The organism is Actinomadura rugatobispora, from assembly GCF_055379765.1.
The window spans coordinates 74,061-86,414 of sequence record NZ_AP029191.1 but is presented as its reverse complement, the minus strand read 5'-3'; the positions used below and the strand labels follow the sequence as shown (position 1 = coordinate 86,414).

11 protein-coding genes are annotated in these 12,354 nt (G+C 73.9%); 4 read left to right on the top strand and 7 right to left on the bottom strand.

Annotated elements, in window-relative coordinates; all coding sequences use genetic code 11:
* The first annotated feature begins 162 nt into the window (after window positions 1–162).
* The 4 genes from ACZ466_RS00405 to ACZ466_RS00390 all read left to right on the top strand — a co-directional run bounded on the left by ACZ466_RS00405 (window position 163) and on the right by ACZ466_RS00390 (window position 5,256).
* Window positions 163–1,320: an ROK family transcriptional regulator gene (locus tag ACZ466_RS00405; RefSeq protein ID WP_378289023.1), complete on the top strand. Its 1,158-nt coding sequence runs from the start codon at window positions 163–165 to the stop codon at window positions 1,318–1,320.
* A gap of 245 nt (window positions 1,321–1,565) precedes the next feature.
* Window positions 1,566–2,060: a (2Fe-2S)-binding protein gene (locus tag ACZ466_RS00400; protein ID WP_378289025.1), complete on the top strand. Its 495-nt coding sequence runs from the start codon at window positions 1,566–1,568 to the stop codon at window positions 2,058–2,060.
* Between the two features lie 2 nt (window positions 2,061–2,062).
* Entirely contained in the window at window positions 2,063–3,052 is a 990-nt protein-coding gene (locus tag ACZ466_RS00395) for an FAD binding domain-containing protein (protein ID WP_378289028.1), read from the top strand.
* Window positions 3,049–5,256, top strand: coding sequence for a xanthine dehydrogenase family protein molybdopterin-binding subunit (locus tag ACZ466_RS00390; protein ID WP_378289030.1), 2,208 nt, complete (start codon window positions 3,049–3,051; stop codon window positions 5,254–5,256). Before ACZ466_RS00395 ends, ACZ466_RS00390 begins: the two co-directional genes overlap by 4 nt.
* Before the next feature lie 24 nt (window positions 5,257–5,280).
* On the opposite strand, the gene ACZ466_RS00385 is transcribed toward ACZ466_RS00390, so the two are convergent.
* The 7 genes from ACZ466_RS00385 to ACZ466_RS00355 are packed head-to-tail and all read right to left on the bottom strand — an operon-like array spanning window position 5,281 to window position 12,291.
* Window positions 5,281–6,708 carry an aldehyde dehydrogenase family protein gene (locus tag ACZ466_RS00385; protein WP_464042601.1) on the bottom strand — a complete coding sequence of 476 codons (1,428 nt, stop codon included), beginning with the start codon at window positions 6,706–6,708 and terminating at the stop codon, window positions 5,281–5,283.
* A gap of 56 nt (window positions 6,709–6,764) precedes the next feature.
* Entirely contained in the window at window positions 6,765–7,934 is a 1,170-nt protein-coding gene (locus ACZ466_RS00380) for a mandelate racemase/muconate lactonizing enzyme family protein (RefSeq protein ID WP_378289034.1), read from the bottom strand.
* Window positions 7,931–8,854 carry an NAD(P)-dependent oxidoreductase gene (locus ACZ466_RS00375; RefSeq protein ID WP_378289036.1) on the bottom strand — a complete coding sequence of 308 codons (924 nt, stop codon included), beginning with the start codon at window positions 8,852–8,854 and terminating at the stop codon, window positions 7,931–7,933. The genes ACZ466_RS00380 and ACZ466_RS00375 overlap by 4 nt, the downstream gene beginning before the upstream one ends.
* Window positions 8,851–9,900: an ABC transporter substrate-binding protein gene (locus ACZ466_RS00370; protein ID WP_378289038.1), complete on the bottom strand. Its 1,050-nt coding sequence runs from the start codon at window positions 9,898–9,900 to the stop codon at window positions 8,851–8,853. The genes ACZ466_RS00375 and ACZ466_RS00370 overlap by 4 nt, the downstream gene beginning before the upstream one ends.
* Window positions 9,897–10,721: an ABC transporter ATP-binding protein gene (locus ACZ466_RS00365; RefSeq protein WP_378289041.1), complete on the bottom strand. Its 825-nt coding sequence runs from the start codon at window positions 10,719–10,721 to the stop codon at window positions 9,897–9,899. Before ACZ466_RS00365 ends, ACZ466_RS00370 begins: the two co-directional genes overlap by 4 nt.
* Entirely contained in the window at window positions 10,718–11,578 is an 861-nt protein-coding gene (locus ACZ466_RS00360) for an ABC transporter permease (RefSeq protein WP_464042599.1), read from the bottom strand. The genes ACZ466_RS00365 and ACZ466_RS00360 overlap by 4 nt, the downstream gene beginning before the upstream one ends.
* Window positions 11,575–12,291, bottom strand: coding sequence for a GntR family transcriptional regulator (locus ACZ466_RS00355; protein WP_378286793.1), 717 nt, complete (start codon window positions 12,289–12,291; stop codon window positions 11,575–11,577). Before ACZ466_RS00355 ends, ACZ466_RS00360 begins: the two co-directional genes overlap by 4 nt.
* Window positions 12,292–12,354 lie beyond the last annotated feature (63 nt).

Here is a 12,354-nt window from a genome sequence, read left to right as displayed (position 1 = left end):
GGCTTCACGCTTCATGCACGCCTCTTCTGCCGGGGGTGGGTGGAGCGACTTAGAACGCTCCACGACAGGCTCCGTGATCGTAGATCGACAAAAGATTCCGGTCAACGCTCTTAATCTTGACTAATTAGTATGTTCAGCGTCGTAATTCGCTACCCTCGGCCGGTGGCCAACCCACCGAACCAGCGGATCGAACGCAGCAGGCGCGCGATCCTCGACGCGCTGAAACAGTCCTTCCCCGCGACCCGGCAGGAGCTGAGCCGCCGGACCGGGCTCGCGCCCAGCACGGTGGCGGGCATCGTCCGGGGCCTGCTGGCCGAAGGGCTGGTGCACGAGCACGCGGCCAGCGACCACGCGGGACGCGGCAGACCGTCGTCACGGCTGTCGCCGCGCCGCCCTCCCGGACATCTCGTCGGGATCGACTTCGGGCACACGCACATCTCGGCGGTGCTCGCCTCGACCGCGCAGGAGGTGGTCGCCGAGGGCAGGGTGCCCCTCGACGTGGACGCCTCGGCGGGCAACGCGCTCGACCAGGCGGCGGCCCTGGTCGCCGACCTGCTGGACCGGACGGGCGTCCCGGCCGGTTCGGTGCTGCGGACGGCGGCGGGGATCCCGGGACCGATCAACCAGGAGACCGGCCGGATCCAGTCGGCCACGATCCTCGCGGGCTGGGCCGGGGTCCGGCCCCGGGAGGAGCTGACCGACCGGCTCGGCGGCGAGGTCCTGATCGCCAACGACGCGGAGCTCGCCGCGCTGGCCGAGCACACGCACGGGGCCGGACGGGACGTGTCCGACCTGGTGTACGTCAAGGCGTCGCACGGCATCGGGGCCGGGCTGATCCTCGCGGGCAGGCGCTACACCGGGGCGTACGGGGCGTCCGGGGAGATCGGGCACACGCTGATCCAGGAGGGCGGGGCGCAGTGCCGGTGCGGGCAGCGCGGCTGCCTGGAGTCGGTGGTGTCGATCGACGAGGTGTGGAGGCAGCTCACCGCGGCGGGCCTGCCGCTTCCCGAACGGCCCGGCGACCTCTCCCTGGACGCCCTGGTCGACAACCCGGTGGCGGCCCGGATCGTCGCCGACGCGGGGCGCAGCATCGGACGCGTCCTGTCCGACCTGTGCAACGCCCTGGACCCCGCCATGCTCGTCATCGGCGGCGAGCTCGCGACCGGAGGGGACCCCCTCCTGGAGGGGATCCGCGAGTCCCTGCGCCGCTTCGCCCAGCCCGCGATCAGCGACCGCGTCCGAGTCCGCTCGTCCGCCCTGGGCCCCCGCGCGGGCCTGGTCGGGGCCCTGACCCTCGCCGCCACCGAATCCACTCCCTGAGAGGACTGATCGAGGTCCCGTTGAACCCTTTATGGGATGCCATTGAATTTCACGGTCGGGTCGGATTCCCGCCCTCGGTTTATCGCTCTGAGGTGCCGGTTATCTAGGGGACGATGGCCGCTCGACCAGGACCGATGGTCGGCTCGGGGAAATTCCGCGCTGGGCGAGGTCTTCTTTCATGTGCGGCACGAGGCGGCACGAGCCCGGCTCGCGAGTCCGGCTGGAGAGTTCGGAATCGAGGCACGATGAGGATGGAAGAGACGGCGCCCGCGGTCCCCCGGGTGGAGATCACTCTCAAGGTCAACGGCCGGTCTCACCGGCTGCGGCTCGACGCCCGGGTGACCCTGCTGGACGCGCTGCGCGACCATCTGGCCCTGACCGGGGCGAAGAAGGGCTGCGACCAGGGCACCTGCGGGGCCTGCACGGTGCTGGTGGACGGCAGGCGCGTGGTGGCCTGCCTGATGCTCGCGGCGCAGTGCGAGGACCGCGAGGTCACCACCATCGAGTCCCTTTCGGAGGGAGGGGCGCCGCACCCCGTGCAGGAGGCGTTCGCGCGGCACGACGCGTTCCAGTGCGGCTACTGCACGCCGGGTCAGATCATGTCGGCGCTGGCACTGATAGGCGAGGGGCGGGCCGGCTCGGAAGAGGACATCCGCGAATTCATGAGCGGCAACATCTGCCGCTGCGGCGCCTATCCGAACATCCGCGCGGCGATCCGCGACGTCGTGGCGGGAGGCTGACGATGCGCCCCTTCGAATACGCCCGCGCCGCGGACACCGAGCAGGCCGTCGCCGTGGCCACCGCCGACCCGGACACCTCCTACCTCGCCGGCGGCACCACGCAACTGGACCTGATGAAGGACGGCGTGCTCGGCCCCGGGCGGCTCCTCGACATCACCAGGCTCCCGCTGGGCGGCGTCACGCACCTGGACGACGCGGTCCGGATCGGCGCGCTGACCACGATGGAGGAGCTCGCCGCCGATCCGGTGGTGGGGCGGCGGCTGCCGTTCGTCCGGGAGGCGCTGCTGCTGGGGGCGTCGACCCAGCTGCGCAACATGGCGACGATCGGGGGCAACCTGCTGCAACGGGCCCGCTGCCGCTACTTCCGGGACCCGACCGTCCCGGCCTGCAACAAACGCGACCCCGGATCGGGCTGCGCGGCCATCGACGGCATCCAGCGCATGCACGCCATCCTGGGCACCAGTGACCACTGCATCGCCCTGCACGCCTCCGACCTCGCCGTCCCCCTGGCGGCCCTCGACGCCCTCGTCCACATCCAGGGGGTGGGCGGCCGGCGGACCGTCCCGCTGACCGAGTTCTACCTCCCGCCCGGCAGCACCCCGCACATCGAGAACGTGCTGCGACACGGCGAGCTGATCACCGAGGTCGAGGTGCCGCTGCTGCCGGAGGGGGCGCGGTCCCGCTACCTGAAGGTCCGCGACCGGGTCTCCTACGAGTTCGCGCTCACCTCCGCGGGTGTGGCCCTGGCGGTGGACGGCGGCGTCGTCCGGTGGGCGCGGATCGCGCTGGGCGGGGTCGGCACGATCCCCTGGCGCGCGTGGAAGTCCGAGGACCTCCTGCGGAACGCGCCCGCGGACCGCGGCGCCTTCCGTGCCGCGGCCGAGGCCGCCCTTGAGGGGGCCAGGCCGCTGCCCGGCACCGCGTTCAAGGTGGATCTGGCCGGACGCACGCTGGTGCGCGCGCTGGAGATGGCCGCGGGAGCCGCATCATGACCACTCTGGAGACGCGCCCGGTCATCGGCGCGGGGATCGACCGCGTGGACGCCCCGCTGAAGGTGACGGGCAAGGCGCAGTACCCCAACGACGTCGACCGTCCGGGCATGGCGCACGCCGCCCTGGTGCGCAGCACCATCGCCGCCGGGCGGATCCGCGGCATCGACGCCGCCGAGGCCGAGGCGGCCCCGGGCGTGCTCGCCGTCATCACGCATTTGAACGCGCCGAGGCTGGAGCGCGGGCCGACGACCCTGCTGGGCCCGTCCCCGCCCGCCCCGCTCCAGGACGAGCGGATCCTGCACTACGGGCAGCACGTCGCCGTCGTGGCGGCCACCACCGCGGAGCAGGCCAGGCACGCCGCGTCGCTGGTACGGGTCGACTACGAGCCCGCCAGGGCCCTGCTCGGCATCGACGAGCCGGACGCCGAGGTGCTCGTCAACCCCTGGAACCTCGACCACGAGCGCGGGGACGTGCGGGCCGGGTTCGCGGCGGCCGACGCCGTGGTCGAGGGCACCTACACCACCCCCGACAACACCAACAACCCGCTCGGCCTGATGTCCGTGGTCGCCGCCTGGGACGGCGACGCGCTCACCGTCCACGAGTCCACCCAGTGGCCGCACAACGTCCGCACCTCGCTCGCGGCGATCTTCAAGATCCCCGAGAGCCGGGTCCGGGTCCTGGCCCCCTTCGTCGGCGGCGGCTTCGGCGCCGGGCTGCGCATGTGGCCGCACGTCGTCCTCACCGTGCTGGCCGCCCGCCGGATCGGACGGCCGGTGAAGCTGGTGCTCACCCGGCCGGAGATGTTCACGGCGGTCGGGCACCGGCCCAGCAGCGTCCAGCACATCAGGCTGGGCGCCACCGCCGCCGGCGACCTCGTCGCCGTCGAGCACGAGGGCGTCTCGCCGGTGGCGATGGACGACGAGGACTACGAACCGGTGTCGCTCGGCTCGGCCGTCTCCTACGCCTGCCCCAACGCCCGCACCCGCGACCGGCAGGTACGGCTCAACATCCCGTGCCCCGGGTCGATGCGAGGCCCCGCCGAGGGCCAGGGCAACTTCGCCCTGGAGTCGGCCATCGACGAACTCGCCCACGCCATCGGCATGGACCCGCTCGAATTCCGCCTGCGGAACTTCGCGGAGGAGCACCCGCCGACCGGCCTGCCATGGTCGAGCAACGCCCTGCGCGAGTGCTACGAGCGCGGCGCCGAGCGCTTCGGCTGGTCACGCCGGAGCCCGGAGCCGGGCAGCATGCGCGACGGCCGCTGGCTCGTCGGCTACGGCCTGGCCGGGGTCGCCTACCCCGCCTACCAGGCGCCGTGCCAGGCGCGCGCCTCGCTGAACCGCGACGGGTCGGCGTACGTGCGCAGCGCGGCCACCGACATCGGCACCGGCACCTACACGGTCATGACCCAGCTGGCGGCCGACCTGCTCGGCCTGGCCACGGCGCAGGTGCGGTTCGACCTTGGCAGCTCCGACCTGCCCTACTCGCCGCAGGCCGGCGGCTCCGGCCTCACCGGCGCCCTCGGCAACGCCGTCCACGCGGCCTGCCGCGGCCTGGTGGGGGAGTTCCTCGACCTGACCGCCGCCGACCCCGGCTCGCCCCTGCGTGGAGCCGGGATCGACGACGTCGCGGTGAGCGAGGGCCGCATCCACCTGGCCGGCGACCCGCGCAGAGGCGAGGCGTACACCGACATCCTGGCCCGCCACGGCCTGGAGGGGCTGAGCGCCGACGGCCGGAGCACCCCGCCCGGCTCCGAGGACCTCGGGATGGCCGTCGCCGGCGCGTTCGGCGCCAAGTTCGTCGAGGTCCGCGTCGACCCGGACCTGGGACTCCTGCGGGTGGCGCGGGTGGTGTCGGGCATCGACGGCGGCCGCATCCTCAACGCGAAACTGGCCACCAGCCAGATCGTCGGCGGCACCGTCGGCGGCATCGGCCAGGCCATGTTCGAGGACACCGCCACCGACGCGGAGACCGGCCGCATCGCCAACGCGACCTTCGGCGACTACCTGGTGGCCGTCAACGCCGACGTCCCGGACATGGACGTGTTCTTCGCCGGCGGGCCCGACCGGGCGACGCCGATCGGCACCAAGGGCGTCGGCGAGATCGGCCTGGTCGGCATCGCCGCCGCCGTCGCCAACGCCGTCCACCACGCCACCGGACGCCGGATCCGCTCCCTGCCGATCACCATCGACCGGCTGCTCTGACGGGCCCGCCGGCGTGCCGGCGGGTCACGGGCGGGCGATGGAGAGGGTCTGCGGTGCGGTGAACTCCAGGAGACCGGCCAGCCCGCCCTCGCGGCCGTAGCCGCTCAGCCCGAACCCGCCGAACGGCACCTCGGGGGAGTTCGGGGCGCCGTTGTTGATCCCGACGATGCCGATCCGGAGCCGCTCGGCCAGCGCGGCCGCGGCCGCCGCGTCCGCGCCGCACACGTAACCGCCCAGCCCGAAGTCCCATCCGTTGACCTCCTCGACCAGCGCGTCCTCGTCGGAGTACGGGCGCACGCCGACGACAGGGCCGAAGACCTCCTCCGTCCAGACGGGCAGGTCGTCGCCGGGATCGGCCACGACGGCCGGGGCGACGAAGGATCCGGCGGAGGGGACGTCCCCGTCCTGCCGGACGTCGGCTCCGGCCGCCCGCGCCTCCTGGACGAGGGCGTCGAGCCGTTTCACGTGCGAGGCGTCGATCACCGGGCCGAGATCGGTCGCCTCGTCGCGCGGGTCCCCCACGCGCAGCGCGCGGGAGCGGGCGGTGAACGCTTCGACGAAGCCGCCGTACAGGCTCTCGTGGACGAGCACGTTGTTGGCGGCGATGCAGGACGCGCCGTTGTTGCGGTACTTCGCGACCAGGAGGGTCTCGACGGCGGCGTCCAGCTCGGCGTCGGCGCGCACGATGAAGGGGGCCCGGCCGCCGAGTTCGAGGAGCGGCTTGGTGAGCGTGGCCCCGGCGCGTCCGGCGATCAGCTTGCCGACCCGGGTCGAGCCGGTGAAGCTGACGGCGGCCACGCGCGGGTCGTCCAGGAGCGCGCCGGTCACCTCCGTTCCGGCCCCGGCGACGGTGGTCAGCGCGCCCGCGGGCAGGAAGGGTTCGAGGATCTCGGCGAAGCGCAGCCCGGACAGCGGCGTCAGCTCCGACGGCTTGAGCACGGCCGTGCACCCGGCCGCGAGCGCGGCGGCGACCTTGCGGGCCGGGATCGACAGCGGGAAGTTCCACGGGGTCACCGCCGCGACCACCCCCAGCGGCCGGTGCCCGATCAGGAAGCGGCGCCCGGCGGTCAGCCGCTGCTCGCCGTGCAGGCCGACGGCCGCGTCGGCGAACCAGTCCAGGAACGCGGCGGAGAAGCCCACCTCGGCCCGCGCCTCGGCCAGCCGCTTGCCGCTCTCCCTGGTGACCAGCAGAGCCAGGTCTTCGGCGGTGCCGGGATCGCGGAGGGCGTCCGCGGCCGCCCGCAGCCGGCGGGCACGTTCGGCCGGGGGCGTCGCCGCCCACCCGGGCTGGGCGGCGGCAGCGGCGTCCACGGCGGTGCGCGCGTCGGCCGCGCCGGCCGCCGCGACCGCGCCGAAGGGCTCGCCGTCACGCGGGTCGGCCACCTCCAGCCGGTCGCCGCCGCCGAGGGCGCCGCCGCCGAACCGGGCACCGGGCACGACGTCGAAGCTCATGCAGAACCAACTCCTTGTATCCGAGGTATCCGAGGTATCCGAGGTGTTCGAGGCGGTCAGCGCGCGGTCCACCGCGCGGAATGGACGGTGCGGGACGCGGCGCGCTCCTCGTCGATCGTCACGCCGAGCCCCGGCCCGGACGGGACGCGCAGCGCCCCGCCCGACGCCTCGGGCGGCGGGACGGTCAGCTCGGTCCGCAGCGGGTCGTCCCGGACGTCCAGTTCGACCCACGCGGCGCCGGCCGCCGCGGCCACATGGGCGGCGGCGGTGAGCCCGAGCGCGCCCGAGTAGCAGTGCGGGCTGAACCCGGTGCCGTGCGCGGCCGCCGCGCGCCCGACCGCGAGCGCGGTGGTGACGCCGCCGGTCTTGGCGGTGTCGGGCTGGACGTGCGCGACGGCGGGGGAGGCCAGGTAGCGGGTGAAGGCGTCGAGCGTGTAGACGTTCTCGCCGGTCGCGAGCGGCATCCCGGTCTCGGCGTGCACGTGCTCGAGGTCGGCGAGGGCGTTGCCGTCCACCGGTTCCTCACACCATTGGACGCCGTGGTCGCGCAGCACCGCGCACATCCGGACGGCCTCCGGCACCGACCAGGCCTGGTTGGCGTCCGCGAACAGCGCGACCCCGTCGCCGGCCGCCGCGCGGGCCGCGCGCACGATCGCCACGTCCCGCTCCTCCCCGAAGCCGATCTTGACCTTCAGCGCGCGGAACCCCCGGGCCACCGCCCGTTCGGCGAGCTCCTCGACCCGGTCGGGGCCGATCCCGCTGGCGTAGACGGGCACCTCCTGAAGCGGAGCGTCCGGGCCGTCCGGGGCCGCCAGCAGTGCCGCGAGCGGGCGCCGCGCCGCCTTGCCCGCCAGATCCCACAGCGCCATGTCCACGCCGCTGATCGCCTGCCACACCGGTCCGGGCGCCCCCCACTGCCGGCCCAGCGGGAGCAGCCTGGCGGTCAGCCGGCGGCGCAGCGCGCCGATGTCGCGGGCGTCCGCGCCGAGGAGGACCGGCACGGCGCCCTCCTCCAGCGTCGCGACCCGTTCGCGCCACGCCCAGGCCGGGTGGTTGACCCAGCTCTCCCCGATGCCGGTCAGGTCGCCGGACCGGATCTCGACCACGCAGGCGCGCCGGCTGGCCAGCGCCGCGAACGACATCCGCACCGGATCGGGGAGCGGGGCCTCGAAGACCCTGACCCGCACCTCGTCGATCGGCAGCGGCATCCAGGAGGGCACGGTCACGCGGTCCCGCCGGCGGACGCGTCCGCGCCGGTCGCCGCGCCGGATTCCGGTGCGGCGGCGAGCTCGGTGTAGAGGCGGTGGACGGCGCCGGTGTCGGCGGCCCCCAGCCCCCGGTACAGCGCCAGCCGGTTCACCTGGTCCACCGCCGTGGCGATGAAGGCGGGCGTCCCGTTCTCCCGGGCCAGCGCCAGCGCCAGCCGGTTGTCCTTCTCCAGCAGCCCGAGCGCGAACGCCGGCGTGTGGTCACCCGCGATGATCTTCGGGGCGAGCTCGCGGAACAGGTTGCTGACCGTCGCGGCACCGGAGTCGGCGACGGTGCGCGCGAACACCTCCGGGTCGACACCGGCCGGCCCGCAGAGCGCCAGGGCCTCCGCGGTGACCGCGTTGATCGCCCCGAACATCAGGTTGTTCAGCAGCTTCACCACGCTTCCGGCGCCGACGTCCCCGACGCGCACGACGGCGCGCGCGATCGTGCCCTCCAGCAGCGGCCGGACCCGTTCCACGGCCGCGGGGTCGCCCCCGGCGGTGAGCGTCCAGTTCCCGCACTTGTCGGGACGGCCGAGCACGGGCGCGTCCAGGTAGGCGGCGCCCGCCGCCTCCACGGCCCGCGCCGCCGCCCGCGCGCCGTCCGGATCGATGGTGGAGATGTCGACCACGACGCTGCCCGGCCGGAGCCGCCCGGCCAGCACCCGCTCGGCGAGCCCGGTCACGTCGTCGGGGCCGGGGAGGGAGAGGACCAGCACGTCCGCCCGCTCGGCGACCTCGCCCGCGCCGCCCGCGGGGACCACCCCGGCCTCCGCCGCCGCGGCGACCCGCTCCGGAGCCAGGTCGTGCCCGTGGGTCGGGGCGGCCGCGGCCAGCCGGACGGCCGCCCGGCCGCCCATCGCGCCCAGCCCGATGACGCCTATCGTCGTGGTCACGAGGCCTCCTTGTGCGCGCTCAGGAAGATCTGCGGATCGAAGTAGGTGGACGGCTCCTTGTACTCGGGGAGCCCGCCCAGCTCGACGAACGTGCGGGTGGTGCGGCCGAGCCAGCCCGCCGCGGTGCCGTCGGCGTAGTACGTCGCCCACTGGTCGCCGGTGAACGTCTTCTCGAACCCGAAGTCGTGCTTGACCTGCTCGAACGGGGCGTCGTTCCGGTAGGCGTGCTGGTGCACCTTGCGCAGGCTGCCGTCAGGGTCGCCGAGGAGCGCCGCGTTGATCTCGATCCAGGCGGCGGCGATCTTCTTGAGGGTGTCCTTGTCCTTCTCGTAGAAGGAGTTGCGCGCGACCCACCCGCCCGCGATCGCGGTCCGCGGGTAGTACTTCCCCGCGGAGGTGAGCAGCTTGGCGCCGGGCACGCTCTTCTTGACCTGCAGGTCGAACGGCACCCACAGCGCCACCGCGGGAACCGCGCCGCTGATGAAGGAGTTCACGGCGGCGGGCATCGGCGAGTTGACGATGGAGACCTTCTCCGGGTCGACCTTCTCGGCCTTCAGCGCGTTGTGGAGGAAGACGTGCGCGGTGGTGCCCTCGGTCGTGGCGACCTTCTTGCCCGCCAGGTCCGCGAGCGAGTCGATGCCCGAGTCCTTCCGCACGTACAGCTGCGCGGTGTCGTACTCGATGTCGTTCAGCAGGAACACCTTGCCCTGCCCGCGCGCGGGGAAGTTGGCGGCGACCGCGCCCATGATGGCGATGTCGATGGAGCCGCCGGTCAGCGCCTGGCTCTCGGCGATGCCGGTGTCGAACTTGACCGGCTGCAGCTTCAGCCCGTGCTTTTCGAACGTTCCATTGACCTGGCCGAGCCACAGGTGCGTGTCCACCGCGACCGTGTGCAGGTAGCCGACCTTGACGACCTTGAGGCCGTCCGACCCGGTCTCACCGCCGGCCGGGTCGCCCTCCAGCGCGCAGCCGGTGACGGCCAGCAGCAGGGCGAGCACCGACACGACCAGCGGCAACGGCCGCCGCCTCCGCCTGTTGACGATCACGCCGCGGTTCCTTTCTCGAGGTTCGAGGACTGCGACCGCAACACCCCTTCAAGATGGCGGCGCAGCTCGATGAATTCGGGGGTCAGCCTGGTCTCGGCGGTGCGCGGCATGCCGATGCCGACGTCCACCACCTCGCAGACCTTCGCGGGCCGGGCCGACATGACCACGACCCGGTGCGAGAGGAAGATCGCCTCCTCCACGGAATGGGTGATCAGCAGCACCGTCTTGCGCTCGGCCAGCTGGGTCCCGTGCAGCAGCTCCTGCATGAACTCGCGGGTCTGCGCGTCCAGCGCGGCGAACGGCTCGTCCATCAGCAGCACGTCGGGGTCGGGGGCGTAGGCGCGGGCGATCGCGACCCGCTGCCGCATCCCGCCCGACAGCTCCTTCGGATAGGCCCGCTCGAACCCGGTCAGGCCCATCAGGTCGACGTAACGGGCGACGATGGCCGCGTGCTCGGACCTGGGGATCGTGCACGCGCCGAGGCGCAGGCCGAACGCGATGTTGTCGGCGACGGTCAGCCAGGGGAAGATCGCGTACTGCTGGAACACCACGCCGCGGGCCGGGCTCGGACCGCCGACCTCGGCGCCGCCGGCCAGCACCCGCCCCGCGTCCGGCGACTCGAACCCGCCGGCCATGTTGAGCAGTGTGGACTTGCCGCATCCGGACGGCCCCACCACGGAGACGAACTCGCCCTGCTCGACGGCGAAGTCCACACCGTCCAGCACCCGCAGGGTCTCGCCCCGCCCGCTGAAGGACTTGCGCACCCCGCGGAAGGCGAGCGCCTCGCCGCCCTCGTGTTCCCGTGCGGCTCCGCCGCTCATTCGCCCGTCCTCTCCTGCCAGCGCGTCGCCCTCCGCATCAGCACCCGGAGCACCCGGTCCATGGCGAGCGCGACGATCCCGATGAGGGTGATGCCGACGTACACCTCGTCGATCTTGAAGAAGTTGCCCGCGTTCTGGATCACCGCGCCCAGCCCGCGCTGCGCCGCCACCAGCTCGGCGGCCACGAGCGTCGCCCAGGACACCCCGAGTGCGACCCGGACCGCGACCAGGAACTGGGGGACCGACAGCGGCAGCACGCAGCGGGTGAACACCTCGGTCCGGGAGGCGCCGAGCGACCGCGCCGCCTTGATGTAGAGCGGGTCGATCGAGGCGATGCCCTCGTGCACGACGATGACCGCGGTGAAGAACGAGGCGTACACCAGGACCGAGATCCGGGCCGGCTCGCCGATCCCGAAGTACACGACGACCAGCGGGATCAGCGCGATCGGCGGCAGCGCGCGGAAGAAGCCGATCAGCGGGTCGAGCATCGCCCGCAGCGGCCGGTACCAGGCCAGCAGGAAGCCCACCGGGACCGCGGCCGCGGTGCCGATCGCCACGCCGAGGAACACCCGGGTGACGCTGACCCGGACGTCCAGCAGCAGCCCCTGCCCGGTGAACCCGCGCCAGGCCGCGGCGACGACCTCGTCCGGGCGCGGCAGGAGGCCCGCCGCGACGAAGCCTGAGGCGTGCAGGGCGTACCAGGCCGCGATCATCAGCGCGAAGCCGGCGAGCCCGTAGCCCGCGCGCTCCAGGCCCGCCCGGACGCGCGGCCGCCCGGGGCGACCGGTGCGACCGGGGCGGCCGCGCCGCGGCCGCTCGGGCGCCGGCGCGCGGGCCGCCGTCGGAGTGGATGTCATCGTTTCCTCGCAACGTCGTCGGTCGATGAGGGGACCCGGCCGCCGTCGTCCGGAGGCACGCCGGGACGGTAGGAGGTCGCGATGCTCGCGCGGAGCCGGGCGATATGGGCGCGGGCCACCGCCTCCGCCCGCGCGGCGTCCCGCGCCCGCACGGCGGCGAGGATCTCCTCGTGCTCGGCGAGCGCCCGCGGCATCCCGCCCGGTGAGCGGCGCGTGGTGTCCATCGCGATCCGGACCTGCGCCTGCAGCCGGTCCAGCGGCTCCAGCAGCCGGCCGTTGCCGGCGGCCACCCGGAGCGACCGGTGGAACGCCTGGTCGAGTTCCATGTGCAGGGCGACGTCGCCGTCCTCGATGGCGGCGCGGTGCCGGGTGTGCAGCGCCCCCAGGTCGGCCAGCCCGTCCTCGGTGACCCGCTCGGCGGCCAGCCGGGCGGCCAGCCCCTCCAGCACCTCCCGGAGCTCGTAGATCTCCAGCAGGTCCGCCGCCGTGATCAGGGCGACGACGGCGCCCTTGCGCGGGACGAAGGTGGCAAGCCCCTCGCCCGCGATACGGGCGATCGCCTCCCGGGCCGGGCTGCGGCTGACCCCGAGCCGCCGGGCCACCGCGGGCACCGACAGCCGTGCGCCGGGCGGCAGCCTCCGCTGCAGGATCGCCTCGCGCAGGCGCAGGTACGCCTGCTCTGCCAGGGCGTCCCCGGCGACGACGGGAGCCATCTCGGGAAGGCGGGATCGGTCGGGGAGCACGGCACCTCGCAGGGGGCGGTTACATGATGCATG

Bases quoted from the DNA above. Each gene is read 5' to 3' on its own strand.
- ACZ466_RS00355 (WP_378286793.1), bottom strand. From the start codon at position 12,291: ATGGCTCCCGTCGTCGCCGGGGACGCCCTGGCAGAGCAGGCGTACCTG.
- ACZ466_RS00365 (WP_378289041.1), bottom strand. From the start codon at position 10,721: ATGAGCGGCGGAGCCGCACGGGAACACGAGGGCGGCGAGGCGCTCGCC.
- ACZ466_RS00390 (WP_378289030.1), top strand. From the start codon at position 3,049: ATGACCACTCTGGAGACGCGCCCGGTCATCGGCGCGGGGATCGACCGC.
- ACZ466_RS00360 (WP_464042599.1), bottom strand. From the start codon at position 11,578: ATGACATCCACTCCGACGGCGGCCCGCGCGCCGGCGCCCGAGCGGCCG.
- ACZ466_RS00400 (WP_378289025.1), top strand. From the start codon at position 1,566: ATGAGGATGGAAGAGACGGCGCCCGCGGTCCCCCGGGTGGAGATCACT.
- ACZ466_RS00385 (WP_464042601.1), bottom strand. From the start codon at position 6,708: ATGAGCTTCGACGTCGTGCCCGGTGCCCGGTTCGGCGGCGGCGCCCTC.
- ACZ466_RS00395 (WP_378289028.1), top strand. From the start codon at position 2,063: ATGCGCCCCTTCGAATACGCCCGCGCCGCGGACACCGAGCAGGCCGTC.